Source organism: Microbispora siamensis, assembly GCF_016863095.1.
GTDB classification, from domain to species: Bacteria; Actinomycetota; Actinomycetes; order Streptosporangiales; family Streptosporangiaceae; genus Microbispora; species Microbispora siamensis.
In genome coordinates this window covers 11904-28820 of record NZ_BOOF01000036.1, presented here as the reverse complement: position 1 = coordinate 28820, position 16917 = coordinate 11904, and the positions used below count along the sequence as shown (strand labels likewise).

Below are 16917 nucleotides of genomic sequence, written 5' to 3'. Positions count from 1 at the left end.
CGGGCACATGCCGATCCTGCGTATTGACGCCCGCTACGTGGTGGCCTTCCAGGACGGGGAGCACCGCCTGCTGGAGAACGGCACCGTCGTCGTGGACGGCGACCGCGTCGTCTTCGCCGGCCGCGACTACGGGGGACCGGCCGACGAGTGGGTGGACGCCGGCGACACGCTGGTCACGCCGGGCTTCATCAACACCCACGCCCACCTGGAGACCGCCCCGCTGGACAAGTCCTTCCAGGAGGACATCGGGCAGCGGCAGTTCTTCTCCACCGGCCTGGTCGAGACCCTGCTGCTGCAGGAGGCGTCCATCGACGAGGAGGGCGTCGACACCTGCGTCGAGTTCTCGATGTCCGAGCTCATCCGTACGGGCACCACGACGGTGATGCACCAGGGGCTGCGAGGCCGGCGGGTGGCCGAGGCCTGCGACCGGGCGGGCCTGCGCGCCTACATCGCCGACGGGTACAAGTCAGGCCGGTGGTACACCCCCGACGGGAACCGCGTCGCGTACGAGTGGGACGAGGACGGTGGGTTCGCCGGCCTGGAACGGGCCGTGCAGCTGATCGAGGACCTGCGCGGCCGCGGTTCTGACCGCGTTCGGGGCTTCCTGTCCCCGTGGCAGGCCAACACCTGCACGCCGGACCTGCTCAAGGAGTCGCGGCGGCTGTCCGACGAACTGGACGTGCCGCTGACGATCCACGCCGCCCAGGCCGTCTTCGAGGTGATGGACGTCATGGCGGCGCACGGCATGACGCCCATCGAATATCTGGAGTCGGCCGGGTTCCTCGGCCCCAGGGTCGTGCTCGGTCACGCCATCTTCACCACCGGCACCTCGTGGCTGAACCTGCCCGGGGACGACCTGCGGCGCATCGCGGACTCCGGGGCCTCGATCTCCTACAACGCCTGGACGTTCGCCCGGCGCGGCATCATGGTCGAATCCCTCCCCGCTTACCACAGGGCCGGCGTCAACATCACGCTCGGCACGGACACCACACCGCAGTCCATGATCGAGTCGATCCGGTGGTCGGCGATCCTGGGCAAGGTGGCCGACCGGCGTGCCGACTCCTGGCTCGCCGCCCACCTGCTCGACGCCGCGACGGTCAACGCGGCCCGGCTGCTGGGCCGCGACGACCTGGGCAGGATCGCGCCGGGAGCCAAGGCCGACCTGCTCCTGTGGCGGCTCGACACCCCCGCCATGTCACCGGTCCGTGACCCCATCAGGAACCTCGTCTACTACGCGACCCGGGAGGACCTGGCGTCGGTGATCATCGACGGCGCGTGGGTCATGCGGGACGGCGCCGTGCTCACCGTGGACGAGGCGGGGCTCAGCGAGCGCCTCCAGCGGGCCGGCGAGCGCTCCTGGGGCCGGGTGCCGGACCACGACCGGCTCGGCCGGACCCTCGAAGAGGTCGCGCCGTCATCTCTCCGCCCGTTCCGCTGACCGTTCTGTCTTCTATAAAAGGAGTTTCCCGTGAGTGTCGTCGAGAGCAAGCTCGCGTCGATGGGCATCGAGCTGCCCCGGAAGATCCGGCCCGGTGCCGGCCTCGTGCCGGTCGTGCGGCACGGCGACCTGCTGTTCGTCTCCGGTCACGGCCCCGAGGACAACGAGGGCAACCTGCTCTACCGCGGGCAGGTGGGCGCGGAGGTCACCGTGGAGGACGCGATCAGGGCGGCCCGGGCCACCGGGGTCCAACTGCTGCGGACATTGCGCGACCACCTGGGCGACCTCGACCGGATCGAGCGGATCGTCAAGGCCCTGGGGTTCGTGAACAGCGCGCCGGGGTTCCACGACCAGCCGACGGTCATGCACGGCTTCTCGGATCTGATGGTCGAGCTGTTCGGGGCCAGGGGGCAGCACGCCCGTTCGGCCATCGGCACCTCCAGCCTGCCGTTCAACCAGCCCGTGGAGATCGAACTCGTCGTGGCCGTACGTCCCTGACCGCGCGGGCACGCGGGCCCCGTCACGTGGCGGGCCGCGCGTGCTCAGCCGGCCTTGTTCGGGTGCAGGACCACCTTGGTCCAGCCCTCCTCCCGCGCGTCGAAGTGCGCGTACCCCTCGGGCGCGTCGTCGAGGTCCAGCTCGTGCGACACGATCCAGGACGGCCGGGCGCCGCCCTCGTGGATGAGGGCGCACAGCTGGCGGTTGTAGTTCTTGACGTTGCACTGGCCGGTGCTCATCGTCTGGCCCTTGTACCAGAAGGTCCCGTAGTCGATGGCCACCTCTCCCCGCTTGTAGAGGTCGTTCCCGCCGCTGGGGTCGCGAGGGAGGAAGAGGCCGACGACGGCGATGTTCCCGGTGAACTTCACCGACTTGACCAGGTTGTTCAGCGTCATGTTGGGACGTTCCAGGCCCTCCGGGTCGTGCGCCTGGAAGCCCACGCACTCGCAGCCCCGATCGGCGCCGACCCCCTGGGTGAGCTCCAGGACCTGCTCGACCGGGGAGGACCGGGAGTCGTCGATCGGGATCGCACCGATCTCCTCCGCCTTGGCCAGCCGGTCCGGATGGTGGTCGATGACCATCACGCCGCTCGCGTTCCTGAGCAGGGCGGAGTAGGCGGCCATCAGGCCGACCGGGCCCGCGCCGTAGATCACGACGGTGTCGCCCGGCTGCACGCAGGCGAGCATGGTCGCGTGCCAGCCGGTGGGCCAGACGTCGGCCAGCATGACGTAGTCGGTTTGCTTCTCCCGTGCGTCCTCGGGCAGGACCAGGCAGTTGAAATCCCCGTACGGCACGCGCAGCAACTCGGCCTGGCCACCGTTGTACGGGCCCATGTCGGCGTAGCCGTACGCGGCGCCGGCCAGGCCCGGTTCCGGGTTGGTGGTCAGGCAGAAGGCCGTCAGACCCTTCTCGCAGTTGGCGCAGAAGCCGCATGAGATGTTGAACGGCAGGCACACCATGTCGCCGACCTTGACCTGGTCGACGGCGTCCCCGACCTCGACGACCTCGCCGAGGTTCTCGTGCCCGAACACCCGGCCCGGCGCGAAGCTGGTGCGGCCCTCATACATGTGCAGGTCGGACCCGCAGATGTTGGAGGTGGTGACCCGGACGAGCACGTCGGTGTGCCGTTCGATCCTGGCGTCCGGAACGGTGGTGACTTTGACCTGTCGAGGGCCTTCGTAGACCACGGCTTTCATGGCTACTCTCAAACGCGATCGTGACGGCAGACGCGTACGAAATGGCGCACGGCGCTGGCTTTCCACGACGGCGGCCCGGCGCCGATGCGTTCCGGGCCCACGTGGCCCGCGCTGTATCGATGTGAGAGCCGTACCCCCGCAGGGCAGGGCGAAAACCGCCGCCCGGCCTGGTCGGATGCCCCGGCGGTCAGATGCCCCGGTGCTCTCCTCCGCTGACGTTCATGACCGTGCCGCTCACCCAGTCGCCGGACGGGTGAACGAGATAGCGTACGGCGGCCGCGATCGGGCCGGACCCGCCGTATCCCAGCGGGAAACGGCGCAGGTACTCGGCGCGCTCCTCGTCCGTGGGCGGCGTTCCGGTGCTGCCCGTCGGCCCCGAGGAGATCGCGTTGACCCGGATGCCGAACTGCTCCAGCTGCGAGGACAGCGCGACGATCAGGCCGGACAGCGCGGCCTTCGCCGCGGAGTAGGCGGGGGAGTGGCCGATGCCGAAACCGCCGAGCCTGGCGGCGTTGGAGCCGATGAAGACGACCCGGCCGTTCCCCCGCGGGATCATGTACGGCAGGGCCGCGGACGTGCACCACCAGGCCCCGTTGAGATTGACGTCGATGACCCGGCTCCATTCCTCGGGCGACTGGTTCCAGGTGTCCTGCCGGGCGATGTCCATGCCGGCGTTGTTCACGAGGATGTCGATCCCGCCGAACTCCTCGGCCGTGGCCCGGACGGTCGCGGTGACGTGCTCGCGGACCGCGACGTCCACCTCGTGGACGCGGGCGATCCCGTCGTCGCCCGCCGCCACGCCCTCGATCCGCCGGTCCGCCACCACCACGGTCGCGCCGTCGGCCGCGAGCGTCGCGGCGATGTGCCTGCCGATGCCGCGGGCGCCTCCGGTGACGAGGGCGACCCGTCCCTCCAACACAGACATGCTGCTCCTTCAGGTGAGATTGATGTAGATCTGCTTGGGCTCCAGGTACGCCTCCAGGCCCTGACGGCCCAGTTCGCGGCCGATCCCGCTCGCCTTGAACCCGCCCCAGATCCCCTCGGTGGGGGCGGCCTGCGTGTCGTTCAGCCATACGACTCCCGCCCGCACGGCCTTGGCGACGCGAAGGCCCTGGCGCACGTCGTTGGTCCAAACGGCTGCGCCCAGGCCGAACGCCGTGTCGTTGGCGAGGCGGATCGCCTCCTCGGCGTCGTCGAAGGGCAGCACGGTCATGACCGGCCCGAAGATTTCCTCCTGCGCAATCCGCAGGCGCTGGGACGGCGCGTGGAAGACGACCGGGGGGACGAAGTAGCCGCCGGCGAGCCGGTCTCCGATGGGCGGCGTGCCGGCGTACACGACCCGCGCACCCTCCCGTTCGCCGATCTCGATGTAGCGGTTCACCCGGTCGCGCTGGCGGGCCGAGACCAGCGGGCCCATTGTGGTCAGCGGGTCCAGCCCGTCGCCGAGGCGGATCGCGCTCGCCCGCTCCGTTATGGCCGCCAGCGCGGCGTCGAAGACGTCCCGCTGGATCAGCACCCGGGTGCCCGCCGAGCACACCTCGCCCTGGTTGTCGAAGACGCCCCTGCACGTGCCCGCGACGGCCTCGTCGAAGGACGCGTCGGCGAACAGCACGTTGGGCGACTTGCCGCCGAGTTCGAGGGTGACCCGCTTCAGCGCGGCCCCCGCGCCGGCGGCGACCATCGCCCCGACCTCCCGGGAGCCGGTGAAGCTGATCTTGTCGATGCCGGGGTGCTCCACCAGCGGTGCGCCCGCGCCCGGCCCGGTTCCGGTGACGACGTTCAGCGCCCCGGCGGGCAGCCCGGCCGCGGCCGCGACGGCGGCCAGTTCCAGAGCGGACAGCGGGGTGTCCTCGGCCGGCTTCAGCACCGCCGTGCACCCGGCGGCCAGCGCGGGGGCGACCTTCTGCGCGGCCATCAGCAGCGGAAAGTTCCAGGGGACGATGAGCCCGCACACCCCGACCGGCTCATGCACGATCATGTTGATGGCCTCGGGGCCCACGGGGGTCACCTCGCCGGCGAGTTTGGTCACCCACCCCGCGTAGTACTCGAAGATGAAGGCCGCCTCCTCCACCTCGGCGAGGGCGTTCGACAGGGGCTTGCCCGAGTCGCGCACCTCCAGCCGGGCCAGTTCGCCGGCACGAGCGCGGATGCCCTCGGCCATGCGGTTCAGCACGGCGGCGCGGCGCCGGGGCGGCACCTCGCCGCTCCAGCGGTTCTCGTCGAAGCAGTGCCTCGCCGCCGTGACCGCCCGGTCCACGTCCGCCGCCCCGCCCGCCGGCACCGAGGTCAGCGTCGTGCCGGTGGCCGGCTCGAAGACCGGCATCCTGGCTCCGTCGCGGGCCTCGGTCCACTCGCCGCCGACGAACATCAGCCGTTCGCCGCTCATTTCCGTGCCTCCTCCGCGCCTCCTCGGGCCGCCGGAGCCATCCCGGGCCACTGACGGGTGTCGATCCGCTGGGGGACGAAGCGTCCGGCTCCGCCCGAGCCCGTGAAGCGGCCGTCGCGGGCCACCACCCGGCCGCGGGAGATCGTGAGCTCGGGCAGGCCGACGCCGGTCATGCCCTCGTACGGCTCGTAGTCGCTGCCCCAGCCGGCCTCGAAGGCCGGCCAGGTCCACTGCCGTTCGGGGTTCCACAGCACGAGGTCGGCGTCCGCCCCCACACGGATGACGCCCTTGCGGGGATACATGCCGAACGTGCGGGCCGGGCCTGTGGCCGACACCTCGGCGAATCCCCGCAGGCCGAGCCGGCCACGGGTGACCGCGTGGTGCCACAGCAGGGGGACGCGCGCGTCCAGGCCGGGGGCTCCCGGCGGCAGCGCGGTGAAGTCGGCGGCGCCGGGGAGCTTGTGCTCGAGGCCGTACGCGCAGTGGTCGGAGGCCACACTGCCCAGCACTCCGGCGCGCAGCGCGTCCCAGAGGCGGTCCTGCGCGGCGGCGTCCCTGACCGGCGGCGTGATGACGTACTTCCAGCCGTCGGGGCGTCCGTACACGGAGTCGTCGAGAACCAGGTAGTGGGTGCAGGTCTCCGCCTGCACCAGGACGCCCGTCTCGCGGGCGGTCTCGATGGCGGACAGCGCCTCGCCGCCGGATACGTGGTAGACGTACACCGGCGCGCCGAGTTCCCGCGCGAAGTGCGTCACCAGGCCGATCGCGGCGCTCTCCGCGCTGCCGGGACGACTGCCGGGGAACCGGTCGATGACCGCGCCGGACTCGGCCAGCACCGCGGACTTGGCGTGTTCGAGGATGTCGTGGTTCTCCGCGTGGAATCCGGCGAGCCCGCCCGCCTCGGCCACCGCGGTCATCACCGCCCTGATCTCACCGTCGTCGAGCCGGTCGTCGTACGTGGTGTAGATCTTGAAGGAGGCAAGGCCCTCGTCCACCAGGGCGGGGATCTCACGCAGCCGGTCCGGAGTGATGCGGGCGATCACCGGGTGGAAGGTGTAGTCGATCACCGATGACGCCGCCTCGGCCATGCGCTCCCGCGCCGCGGCCACGAGCGACCCGCCGGAGGCGGGCACGAAGTCGATCACCGTGGTAGTGCCGCTGACGGCCGCCGCGCGGGTCGCGGAGGCGAAGTCGTCGAGGCTGCGGACGCCTTCCGCGATCGGCCAGGCGATGTGGGTGTGGGTGTCGATCCCCCCGGGAACCAGGACCGAGCCGGGACGGGCCTCGACGATTCGCGTCCCCCTCAGGGTGCCGGGTGCGGCGAGCGCCGCGATCTTCTCGCCCGCGACGCCGAGGTCGGCGACTTCGATGTCGTGCTCCGCCACGACGAGCGCGCCGCTCACTACGAGGTCAAAGTCATCACGCACCAGATATCTCCCGGCGATTATCCATCAATGTAGAACGATGTCTATCGCAAACCCCTTGTTAGTGTCCAGGTCTATCAAAAATGAGGAAGATGGCTGTATGGTGACGATCGTAAATCGTCGCCTCAGTCAGTGAAAGGTGAGCCAACATGACCGCTGTGCAGACCCATGGCCTCGGCAACCGGGACCTGCTCGACCAGTACCTGGCGGCGGGGTTCGCCGGGCGAGTCGGATGGGGGGAGCGCGTCGCCGTCCTCGTCATCGACATGGCCGGCGCCTGGACGCGTCCGGACGAGATGATCGGAGCGAACCTCGACGGCGTGCTGGACAACATCCGGAGGCTTCTGGAGGTCGTGCGTGAGCGGGACGACATCCCGGTGGTGTTCACCACCATGGCGTATGACGAGACGTACTCCGACCTGCCCCTTGTGACCCGGCTCAAGACCCCGCACTCGGAGCGCATGATCCGCGGGTCCGAGCGGGTCCGGCTGGTGCCCGAACTCGACCGCCGCCCGCACGAGGCGCTGATCGAGAAGCCGCGGGCCAGTGCGTTCTTCAACACCAACCTGCTGAGCATCCTCGTCGCCCAGCGGATCGACACGGTGATCGTCGTCGGGTGCAGCACCAGCGGGTGCATCCGCTCGACCTGCGAGAGTGCCCTCGACTACGGCTTCCGCGCCATCGTCCCCGCCGAGGCCGTCGGCGACCGCTCGGCCTCGGCGCACGAGGCCAACCTGTTCGACATCAACGCCCGCTACGCCGACGTGCTGCCCATCGATGAGGTCATCGACCACCTCGGGCGACGCCCGCGGACGGGCACCGCCGTCACGACTGGCGGGTGAACATCAGCAACCGGTCGAAGATGCGCACCTGGTCGCTACGGGAGAACTCGGTGACCTCGTCGATCAGCCGGGTGAGGTGACGGGCCATCGCCTCCTCCGCCGCCGCCGGATCGCGGCGGCGGATCGCGGAGACGATCTCCACGTGCTCGGGCACGGACTGGCCCACGGTGCCGTGACCGCCAGTGATCACGTCGAGGACCTTCTCCAGCGGGATGAGCGACTCGTTGAGCACGGCGCCCGCCAGCGCGCCCAGCAGGTCGCTGCCCGCGATGCGGGCGATCGCGCGGTGGAAGTCCATGCCGACCTGGCGGGCGTCCTCGTCGTCGGCCAGGCGCCTCTCGTGACTGCGCAGGATCTCCTCGAGACTCGCGACGTCGTCGTCGGTCGCCTTGCTCGCCGCCCGGCCGGCGATCTCCCGTTCGACGCCGCGCCTGGCGTGCAGCAGGTCCAGAAGTTGCTCCACGGTGCGGATGTCGAAGGCCCGGGCGAACTCCTCCTCGTGACGCTGCCGTGCGGACAACGCCTCGGCACAGCGCCGCCCGTGTTCGGTCAGCGTACGGCCCTTGCGCCCTGACGGCATGGTGAGGCCGAAGTCGTCCAGGCGCTTGAAGATCCGTGAGACGGTCGCCTCGCTGACCTCCAGCCCGCTCTCGCGCAGCTGACGGCCCGCGAGCCGGGCGCCTACGGGACCGTCGGCCCGCAACACGATGCCGAGCAGCCGCTCCTCTTCGAGGTTCAGTTCCGGAGTGGTGCCGTTCACCGCGGAGACGTCGGAAGCCGATGGTCGCGCTCGCCTAGCCACTTTGCGAGCCTCCCCATCCTCAAGGACCCCACTGAAGCGCCCATAATATCGTTCCGTCCAGCGCCCGGAACGCCGTTCGAGTCCCCGTATGGAGGAGCAGCAGCGCGTGAAGACAGAGCACGGGACGCACCCCGCGGCCGGGCCGCGCGTCGTCACGCTCGGCGAGACCATGGCACTGCTCACCGCCGAGCGCGTGGGGCCGCTGGCGCACGCGCCGAGCATGGCCGTCGGGATCGGCGGAGCCGAGAGCAACGTGGCGATCGCGCTGCGGCGGCTTGGCGTGCCGGTGACCTGGATCGGCCGGGTGGGGGCAGACGGGTTCGGCGAACTGGTGGAGCGGGAGCTTCGGGCGGAGGGCCTGGACGTACGTGCCGTCGTGGACGGCGCGGCCCCGACCGGCCTGATGGTGAAGGAGAGGCGGACGAGCCGCTCGCTGAACGTCTGGTACTACCGGACGGGCAGCGCGGGGTCGCGCCTCGCCCCCGCCGACGTGCCCGAGGACGTCGTGGCCGGGGCCTCGCTGCTGCACGTCACCGGCATCACCCCTGCGCTGTCCGCTTCCGCCGCCGAGGCGGTGGCCCACGCCGTACGGCTGGCCCGCGCCCACGGTGTGACGGTCTCCTTCGACGTCAACTACCGCGGCAGGCTCTGGAGGCGCGAGCGCGCGGGGGAGGCGCTCAGGGACGTCCTGGCCGCCAGTGACGTGGTCTTCGCCGGGGTCGAGGAGGCGGAGCTGTTCGTGTCCCCGAGGGAGGACCCGCTGGATCTGGCGGCCGCGCTGACCGACCTGGGCCCCGCGCAGGCGGTGATCAAACGGGGCGCCGAGGGCTGCGCGGCGCTGGTGGACGGGCTGCGACTGACCCGCGAGGCCGTGCCGGTGGAGGTCCTGGACCCGGTAGGGGCGGGGGACGCGTTCGTCGGGGGATACCTGGCGGAGTTGCTGGCCGGGGCGCCGCCGGAGACCCGGCTGGACACGGCCGTCGCAGCGGGCGCCTTCGCATGCGTGGTCCCCGGTGACTGGGAGGGCATGCCCACCCGCGCCGAGCTTGGCCTGCTCACCCGGCGGGAGGACGTCGCCCGCTGATCTGCGTCGCCCGCTGATCCGTGTCGCCCGCGATCAGTATCGCTCATGATCCGAGTCGCCCGCGATCAGCATCGCTCATGATCCGGGCCGCTGTGCTCCCCGCCGTCTCAGCCGTGCGACGACCGGAGGGGGAGCCGGGCCGCGAGGATGAAGCCTCCCTCGGGGGTCGGCCCGGAGAAGAACCGCCCCTGCGCGAGGGAGACGCGCTCCCGGATGCCGGCCAGGCCGTACCCGCCGCCGAGGGAGGGCGCGGCCCTGACCGGCTTCCCGCCGGGGTCGCCGCGGTCCGGCGTGTCGACCACGGAGACGGCCACCTGATCGCCGGTGACCTCGCAGGTGACGTGCACCTGGGAGCCCGGCGCGTGCTTGCGCACGTTGCTGAGCCCCTCCTGCACCAGGCGATAGCACGCGTGCGAGACCTGTCTCGGCAGCGCCCCCGGGGGAGCGTCGAGGTGGAGATCGACCTTGAGCCCGCTCGCCTGCGCCTCGCCGACCAGCCGGGCGATCGCCTCGGTGCCCTCGGCGAGGTCGCCGTCCTCTCGGCGGAGCACGGTGAGCAACTGCCGCAGTTCGCCGAGCGCCTGCACGCCCTTGTCCTCGATGGTCGCCGTCAGCTCCCGGATCTCGCCCGACTCGGTGGCGTCACGGGCCATGCCCGCGTTGAGCACCATGGCGGTGACCGCGTGGGTGACGGTGTCGTGCATCTCCCTGGCGATCTTTCGGCGCTCCTCGGAGGCGGCGATCTCCTCGCGTTCGCGTACGCCGACACGAAGCTCCCGGATGAGCCGCCGGTAGGCGTACACCCAGGTGCCGACCGCCGCGGGCAGGTAGATGAGGGTCAGCGCGCGGACGACGTTCAGGTAGACCGAATGGTCGGTGTGCGGGTTGCGGTAGTCGACGACGGCGTAGACCACCGAGAGGGCCAGGGCGACGTACTGCCACCGGCGCACCCGGTGTTCCGCCGTCATCGAGAAGACGGCGAGGATCATCGGCACGACCTGCCCGGTGACGCAGGCGCACGCCGCCGAGGCGACGACCGCGGGCCAGGGGGTGCGGCGCCGCACCAGCATGGCCGCCGCGGTGATCACCCCTGTCGCGATCTCGAGCGCGTCCGGCGCACCGCCCCAGAGGGAGAAGCTGTAGCCGATGAGCGTGGTGGGGACGGTGAACGCGATGACGGCCGCGGCGAGGGCCGCGTCCACGAACCAGTCGCGATGCCGAAGCATGCCCCACTTGTCCCACATAATGCTAGTTTGCGACTTTTGCCCGGTGTTCGTCACGCCGGCCTGCCCATGGCGCCGTCATTGATGGCGGTCTTGACGCAATCAAATGAACAACCATTTAATTCCGTCGTGGGCCGGATCGCGGGTGTCACCGCCGCCGAGACGCAGGAACGGCTGCTGCGCGCGGCCGTCGACGTGTTCGCCCGGCGCGGGTACGACGGCACGCGCGTGGCCGACATCGCCGCGGCGGCCGGGGTGAGCAACGGAGCCCTGTACGCGCACTTCGGCTCGAAGGCCGAGCTGATCGTGGCCGCGCTGCGCGCTCACGGGCCGCGGCTGCTGGCCGACCTGCTGGCCGCCGAACCCGACCGGCCGGTCGCGGACCTGCTGGTCGCCGTGGGCCGCCGCCTCCCGCGCCGTCCCGACGCGCGCGGCTCCCTGATCGTCGAGGCGCTGGTCGCGGCCCGCCGAGACGAGGATGTCGCCCGCCCGATGCACGACTACGTCGGCGAGCGGGCCGGCTGGCTCGCCGGGCTCGTCCGCACCGCACAGGACGACGGCGAGATCGACCCGGCGCTGTCGCCCGGCGCCGTCGCCCATCTCTGCCTCCTGCTCGCGATGGGCAGCGCGCTCCTCACGCCGGACCTGCACGCGGTCGGCGACGAGGAGTGGAGCGCCCTGCTCACCCGTCTCGTCACCGCCATCGCCCCGACCGACCCCACCCACCACAAGGGGGAGCACCAGTGAAAGTGCAGATCGATCCCGCGCGCTGCCAGGGACACGGCCGCTGCTACGACCTGTCGCCCGACCTGTTCACCGAGGACGACGAGGGTTACGGCCAGGTCGCCGGCGACGGCCTCGTGCCGCCGGGCGGCGAGCGCGCGGCGCGGGTCGCGGCCTCCAACTGCCCGGAGAAGGCGATCGTCCTCGTCGAGGAGGCCTGACATGACCGTCGACGATCGCTTCGTCCGCGACTTCCGCGACTCACGGGAAGAGCCCCTCGGCATTCGCAACGAGATCATCACCGGCCCGGTCTCCGACTGGGCGACCGACTTCTCCCACCTGGAGCCCGAGTGGGCCGCCGATCCGTACCCGATCCAGGACGACCTGCGGGAGCGCTGCCCCATCGCGCACACCGAAAGGTTCGGCGGCGGGTGGCTGCCGACGCGGTACGAGGACGTCGCGGCCATCGCCTACGACACCGAGCACTTCTCCTCCCGGGCCATCATCATGAGCAACTACCGGCCGCCCAGGGACATCGCGCCGGTGGGAGCCGTGCCGCCGATCTCCTCCGACCCGCCGTTCCACCACGACGCGCGCAAGCTGCTGCTCCCGGCGTTCACCAAGAAGGAGGTGGCGAAGCGGGAGGAGGCGGCGCGGGCGTTCTGCCACTCGCTGATCGACGGGTTCGAGGGCGCGGAGATCGTCGACGCCGCCCGTGACTACGCGCAGCACATCCCGATGCGGGTCATCGCCGACATGCTGGGCTTCCCGCCGGAGGACGGGCCGCGGTTCCGGGAGTTCGTCGAGCACGCGCTCGAAGGCGTCAACCTCCCGCCGGAGGAGCGGATGGCGCACATGGGGGAGCTGTTCGACTACCTCCTGGAGCAGATCCGCGACCACGTCGCCAACCCCCGCGACGACCTCACCACCTACCTGATCGAGGCGGAGCTGTACGGCCGCAAGCTCGACCCCTCGCACGTGGCCGGCACGATGGCCCTGCTGCTCATCGCCGGGATCGACACCACGTGGAGCGCGATCGGGGCCTCGCTGTGGCACCTGGCGAAGACCCCGGCCGACCGCGAGCGCCTGGTCGCCGAGCCGGCGCTGCTGCCGACCGCGATGGAGGAGTTCCTCCGGGCGTACGCGCCGGTCACGATGGCGCGGCTGGTCAAGGAGGACATGCACTGGCGCGGCGTCGACATGAGGGCCGACGACTGGGTCCTGCTGTCGTTCCCGGCCGCCAACCGCGACCCCGCGCAGTTCGACCGGGCCGACGAGGTGATCATCGACCGCGAGATCAACCGGCACGCGGCGTTCGGGCTCGGCATCCACCGCTGCGTCGGATCCCACCTCGCCCGCATGGAACTCCGGGTCGCCCTGGAGGTCTGGCTGGAGCGCGTCCCCGTGTTCGGCCTCGCCGACCCCTCTGAGGTGACCTGGGCCCCCGGCCAGGTGCGGGGACCGCGCACGCTCCCGCTCCGCATCGGCTGACCACCGTGAGGCGGCGAAGGCCAAGCGGCGGGGTCCTGACCGCCGTCGATCACTTCACCGGCGCGGACCCGCCCCGGCGCACCCGCGACGCCCTCCGGCCGTACGCCGCCGCGTCGGCGTACGCCGCCAGGGTGCGCCGGGCGGTGCGCGCCCAGCTGTAGCGCTCCCGCACGTACGCGGCCCCCCGCTGGGCGAGCCGGTCCGCCTCCTCTGCATCGTCGAGGAGGTGCAGCACGGCCGCGGCCAGCTCGCCCGGGTCGTCGCGTACGCAGCGGACGGCGCCGTCGCCGACCACCTCCGGCGAGTAGCCCGGCCCGACGACCACCGGGCGGGCGAGCGCCATCGCCTCGACGGCGACCAGGCCGAACGGCTCGTACATCGACGGGAACACGCAGACGTCGGCGGCCAGGAAGTGCGCGAACACCTCGGCGGGAGCGAGGAAGCGGTTGCCGGCGACCACGTGCCCGGAGGTCCGCGTCCGCTCGATCAGGCGGGCCACCGCCGCCGCGTCGCCGGTCTGCGGCGCCTGGGCGCCGACCAGCACGAAGCGCGTGTCACCGTGCTCGGCGACGACCCGCGGCACCGCCCGGATCAGCGTGTGGACCCCCTTGTGCGGCGACGGCCGCCCGGCGAACACGACGAGCCGGCCCTGCCCGCCGGGCAGGTAGCGCCGCCGCACCTCCGCCCGGACCCGGTCGCGCTCGTCGTCCGGCAGTCCGGCGAGCCGCAGCAGGCCGGGCTCCTCGAAGCCGTGCGGCACGACGAGCATCCGGTCCGCCGGCCAGCCGCGCGCGGCGAGGTCGTCGCGCATGCGGGCGCTCGGCACGAGGATCAGGCGCGCCGTCCGCGCCTGGGCCGTCTCCAGAAGGTCGAGGAGGACGGCGTACGCCGACCGGCGCGGCGCGTTCTGATCACCCGCGTGGGCGTTCAGCTCGCGGGTGTGCACGTGGAACGCCACCGGCAGCCGTCCCAGCACGTGGCACAGGATCCCGGCCACGCAGCCCATCCAGTCGTGCACGGCGACGACCGCCCCGGTCCGTCCCGCCTCGGCCCCCAGGATCCGGGCGGCCGCCCGCACGTTGAACGTGAGTAGCCCGGCGACCCTGACGAGCCGCCGTACGCCCGGCGGGAGGACCGAGCCTTCGCGCGGGCCGTAGCCGGGGGTGGGCAGGCGGTGCAGAGTGACGTCACCCCGGCGTTCCGTCCGGGGCGCCCGGCCGCGGCGGGCCGTGGCGCCGAAGAGCACGACCGGCACCCCGGCGTCACCCAGGGCGTCCGTGATTCGCTCGGCGTACCGGCCCAGCCCGCCGACGACGTCGGGCGGGACCTCCGAGCAGACGGCGTAGACGCGGAGGCCGGGGGAGAGATGATCAGCGGTGGGCACGGCGCGAACCTAGTCCCTCGCGCCGCGCGCGGCCAAGACCGTCCCGGGCTCCCGGCCTGCGGCGGCAGTGGGATGCAAGTCACCTCGTCGCCCGCGCACGCGGGCAGCACCGCGCGACGAAGACGATCGGAGCGTGAGCCGCCCGCCGGTGGCTACGTACGGAGCGGCGCCAGGTCGTCGCCCGCTCCGGAGCAGGTGCGGATCACGTCCGGCGTGAGCGTCACCCCCGGCACGCCACACAGCACCTCATGAAGGTCCTGCGAGGCGGCCAGCTCCCGGAGCGACTCGGGGAGGTCATGCGCGCCGGAGCCCTCCATGATCTGATCGATGGCCCCGGGATACGACTCCAGGTAGTCCGCCAGCTCCGGCCATCGGATGCGAAGGAGAGTCCACAGCGCGAGGGTGTCGGTCGGCACCAGGCTGCCCTCCAGGACGCGTACGGCACGCAGGACGGTGTAGGTGTTGACGAACCGCTTCATCGCGCGCGGGTTGCTGTGCAGCAACCGGGAGAACTTCGCGAGGGCGTGGTGGGATAGGCCCTGTACGTCGGCGTCGAGGATCCGTTCGACCGCCTGTGAGGCCACCATCTCGCGGACCCGGGGCTCGGCCTTCGCCAGCGTCTCCAGCACCTCGATCTCGTCACTGCTCGCGGTGAGTGCCGCCCGGACCTGGTCCGCGGTGGGCGGCGAAGGCGCCGCGACGCTCACGCCGAGCAGCCCGCCGAAATACAGGTCCCGGCCGGCCCCGCCGAGTTTGGGCATGGGGACGCTGAGCTGGAAGAGCTTGTCCAGGAACAGGTAGCCGATGGGGCGCCCCGGCTCGGCGACGGCCGATTTGAACGTCTCGTAGGCGTTCTCGTAGGCGCAGCGCAGCCAGGCGCCGTCCATCGCGACGACGAAGCTCGGGGCATGGAAGTCGGGAGTGCGGCGTACGGGCCGACGCCAGTGCTCGGGCACGTCGCGGACGAGCGTCTGGACGGAATCAAGAAAGTTCACGACGTAGTCGGCGTTGCAGCGGTCGAGGTCCTCCACGAAGACCACGATGGGCCGGCCGGCGTGACGCACGAGCCACGCGATGTGCTCGGCGACGTCGTTCATGGGGTCGGTGTGGGACTGCTCGAAGGTGCGGGCCCTGCGCGCGGATCCCCACATCGCGTACCTGCTGACGAGGATCCCGGCCGTCCACAGCGCGCCGGCCGCTCCGGCGACGGTGGTGACGGTCGTCAACGTCGGTCCGACACTGGGGACCGTGATGACGCCTGCCCTGAACAGGAACGCGGTGAGGAGGGCCGCGCCGACCAGCAGCAGACCCGACAGCACCTGAGGGGCGCCGTCACGGCGGACACGCGCGAGCAGCTCTCGCAGGAGGAAGAAGGGACGCCGCCAGCGAGGCCTGTGCTGGACGACCGCCTTGCGGATGGTGATCAGCAGCGCCCACCAGGGTGGTTCGATCCGCACGTGCCGCCAGGTGTCGAAGAAGGCCACGATCGAATCGCTGTGCAGTTCGCGGGCGAGCAGCTTGAGCAGGGTGCTCTTGCCCGTCCCCCATGAACCGTCGACGTGCACCAGGAACGACACGTCGGGGGTCTCCGTCCGGGCGTGCCGCAGTTGCCTGGCGAGCACGTTCGCCAGCGCGGTCCGCCTGAGCACGTCGTGGTCGGCCGGCGCGTCGCTGACCCACTGCGTGCGCTCCCGCCCGCCGGGCGCGAACTCTCCGGGCCTTCTGCGCCGGTCCTCGGGAACCGAGGCGGCTCGCTCCCGAGCAGAGCGGATGACGGCGTCGAACTCCGGCCACGTCTCGGCGAGAGCGGAAGCCGGGCTCATGTACGCGGCTCTGCCGTCTGGACCGTCCACCGCGTAGAGGATGCCGAGCACCGCACCGAGTTCGGGGCTCCAGACGGGCGCTCCGGAGTAGCCGGCCGTGAACCCCGTGCTGTCGGTGGCCTCCAGTTGGACGGCGCCGTTCGGCAGGCTTCCCACCGTGCGCCCGGACGCCCAGCGCCCATCAGGGTAGCCGCCCGGAAAACCGTAGGCGCTGACCTGAAGGCCGGGCGGCGCGACAGCGGCGAACTCGACCGGCCGGACGTCCGGCGGCAACGACCTTTCCAGCCGGAGGACGGCGAGGTCCCCGGTTCCGGGCTCCGAACCGGGCACGTGCGGCGCCCAGAAGTGGACACTCGCCCGCAAGGGCCCGGTGCGGAGGAACGGGAAGCCCACCAGTACGGTCTCCGGCTGCTTCTCCCCTCCACGGGCGATCACGTGCGCGCACGTCAGCACGAGATCCGCGGCGACGAGCACGCCGGCGCCCCTGACCGCCCCTGTTTCGTCGCTGATGTCGGCGACGGCCTGCTCGATTGTGGAAGCCGGGGGAGTGCTCATGGTCACATCGTCCTACGCCCCGGCAGGACATGCGGCACTCTCACCCAC

15 protein-coding genes are annotated in these 16917 nt (G+C 71.6%); 7 read left to right on the top strand and 8 right to left on the bottom strand.

The genetic code is table 11. From position 1 onward, the window contains the following. Positions 1–7 precede the first annotated feature (7 nt). The gene (locus Msi02_RS28880; RefSeq protein WP_204051166.1) at positions 8–1438 is read left to right on the top strand and encodes an amidohydrolase family protein; all 1431 of its coding nucleotides are present in this window, start codon (positions 8–10) and stop codon (positions 1436–1438) included. Positions 1439–1468: 30 nt separating this feature from the next. Next, positions 1469–1936 carry a RidA family protein gene (locus Msi02_RS28875; RefSeq protein ID WP_204051165.1) on the top strand — a complete coding sequence of 156 codons (468 nt, stop codon included), beginning with the start codon at positions 1469–1471 and terminating at the stop codon, positions 1934–1936. A 44-nt stretch (positions 1937–1980) separates the two neighbouring features. Here the strand turns inward: Msi02_RS28875 and Msi02_RS28870 are convergent, their stop codons facing one another. From Msi02_RS28870 to hydA, 4 genes are all read right to left on the bottom strand, one after another. Beyond that, positions 1981–3132: a glutathione-independent formaldehyde dehydrogenase gene (locus Msi02_RS28870; protein ID WP_204051164.1), complete on the bottom strand. Its 1152-nt coding sequence runs from the start codon at positions 3130–3132 to the stop codon at positions 1981–1983. 187 nt (positions 3133–3319) lie between these two features. Further along, a complete protein-coding gene (locus Msi02_RS28865; protein WP_204051163.1) occupies positions 3320–4057 on the bottom strand; it encodes an SDR family NAD(P)-dependent oxidoreductase in 738 nt (245 codons plus the stop codon). Between the two features lie 9 nt (positions 4058–4066). Then, positions 4067–5518 (bottom strand): aldehyde dehydrogenase family protein, encoded by a 1452-nt coding sequence (locus Msi02_RS28860; RefSeq protein WP_204051162.1) that lies wholly within the window; start codon positions 5516–5518, stop codon positions 4067–4069. Further along, the gene (hydA, locus tag Msi02_RS28855) at positions 5515–6945 is read right to left on the bottom strand and encodes a dihydropyrimidinase (RefSeq protein WP_204051161.1); all 1431 of its coding nucleotides are present in this window, start codon (positions 6943–6945) and stop codon (positions 5515–5517) included. Before hydA ends, Msi02_RS28860 begins: the two co-directional genes overlap by 4 nt. A 146-nt stretch (positions 6946–7091) precedes the next feature. Here hydA and Msi02_RS28850 point away from each other — a divergent pair, with 146 nt between their 5' ends. Next, the gene (locus tag Msi02_RS28850) at positions 7092–7784 is read left to right on the top strand and encodes an isochorismatase family protein (protein ID WP_204051160.1); all 693 of its coding nucleotides are present in this window, start codon (positions 7092–7094) and stop codon (positions 7782–7784) included. Here the strand turns inward: Msi02_RS28850 and Msi02_RS28845 are convergent. Beyond that, positions 7768–8544 carry an FCD domain-containing protein gene (locus tag Msi02_RS28845; RefSeq protein ID WP_179155338.1) on the bottom strand — a complete coding sequence of 259 codons (777 nt, stop codon included), beginning with the start codon at positions 8542–8544 and terminating at the stop codon, positions 7768–7770. The two genes, Msi02_RS28850 and Msi02_RS28845, sit on opposite strands and share 17 nt — an antisense overlap. Positions 8545–8692: 148 nt before the next feature. Between Msi02_RS28845 and Msi02_RS28840 the strand changes: the two genes are divergently transcribed. After that, entirely contained in the window at positions 8693–9670 is a 978-nt protein-coding gene (locus Msi02_RS28840) for a sugar kinase (RefSeq protein ID WP_239108788.1), read from the top strand. A 107-nt stretch (positions 9671–9777) separates the two neighbouring features. Here the strand turns inward: Msi02_RS28840 and Msi02_RS28835 are convergent, their stop codons facing one another. Beyond that, on the bottom strand, positions 9778–10914 hold the full coding sequence (locus tag Msi02_RS28835) for a sensor histidine kinase (RefSeq protein WP_204051158.1): 1137 nt from the start codon (positions 10912–10914) through the stop codon (positions 9778–9780). A 108-nt stretch (positions 10915–11022) separates the two neighbouring features. Between Msi02_RS28835 and Msi02_RS28830 the strand changes: the two genes are divergently transcribed. From Msi02_RS28830 to Msi02_RS28820, 3 genes are read left to right on the top strand one after another with little or no spacing between them, the layout of a single operon-like run. Beyond that, positions 11023–11640, top strand: coding sequence for a TetR family transcriptional regulator (locus Msi02_RS28830; protein ID WP_204051157.1), 618 nt, complete (start codon positions 11023–11025; stop codon positions 11638–11640). After that, positions 11637–11837, top strand: a complete 201-nt coding sequence (locus Msi02_RS28825) for a ferredoxin (RefSeq protein ID WP_079317301.1) — start codon at positions 11637–11639, stop codon at positions 11835–11837. Before Msi02_RS28830 ends, Msi02_RS28825 begins: the two co-directional genes overlap by 4 nt. Position 11838: 1 nt before the next feature. Then, on the top strand, positions 11839–13107 hold the full coding sequence (locus Msi02_RS28820; RefSeq protein WP_079317299.1) for a cytochrome P450: 1269 nt from the start codon (positions 11839–11841) through the stop codon (positions 13105–13107). Between the two features lie 49 nt (positions 13108–13156). On the opposite strand, the gene Msi02_RS28815 is transcribed toward Msi02_RS28820, so the two are convergent. Together Msi02_RS28815 and Msi02_RS28810 are read right to left on the bottom strand one after the other, a co-directional pair. Next, positions 13157–14491: a glycosyltransferase family 4 protein gene (locus Msi02_RS28815; RefSeq protein ID WP_204051156.1), complete on the bottom strand. Its 1335-nt coding sequence runs from the start codon at positions 14489–14491 to the stop codon at positions 13157–13159. Between the two features lie 152 nt (positions 14492–14643). Further along, on the bottom strand, positions 14644–16869 hold the full coding sequence (locus tag Msi02_RS28810) for a P-loop NTPase fold protein (RefSeq protein ID WP_204051155.1): 2226 nt from the start codon (positions 16867–16869) through the stop codon (positions 14644–14646). Between the last annotated feature and the right edge of the window lie 48 nt (positions 16870–16917).

What these genes read in the sequence shown, in the direction of transcription:
- Msi02_RS28810 (WP_204051155.1), bottom strand. Translation starts at nt 16,869, where the DNA reads ATGAGCACTCCCCCGGCTTCCACAATCGAGCAGGCCGTCGCCGACATC.
- Msi02_RS28820 (WP_079317299.1), top strand. Translation starts at nt 11,839, where the DNA reads ATGACCGTCGACGATCGCTTCGTCCGCGACTTCCGCGACTCACGGGAA.
- Msi02_RS28860 (WP_204051162.1), bottom strand. Translation starts at nt 5,518, where the DNA reads ATGAGCGGCGAACGGCTGATGTTCGTCGGCGGCGAGTGGACCGAGGCC.
- Msi02_RS28835 (WP_204051158.1), bottom strand. Translation starts at nt 10,914, where the DNA reads ATGTGGGACAAGTGGGGCATGCTTCGGCATCGCGACTGGTTCGTGGAC.
- Msi02_RS28880 (WP_204051166.1), top strand. Translation starts at nt 8, where the DNA reads ATGCCGATCCTGCGTATTGACGCCCGCTACGTGGTGGCCTTCCAGGAC.
- Msi02_RS28870 (WP_204051164.1), bottom strand. Translation starts at nt 3,132, where the DNA reads ATGAAAGCCGTGGTCTACGAAGGCCCTCGACAGGTCAAAGTCACCACC.
- Msi02_RS28865 (WP_204051163.1), bottom strand. Translation starts at nt 4,057, where the DNA reads ATGTCTGTGTTGGAGGGACGGGTCGCCCTCGTCACCGGAGGCGCCCGC.
- Msi02_RS28850 (WP_204051160.1), top strand. Translation starts at nt 7,092, where the DNA reads ATGACCGCTGTGCAGACCCATGGCCTCGGCAACCGGGACCTGCTCGAC.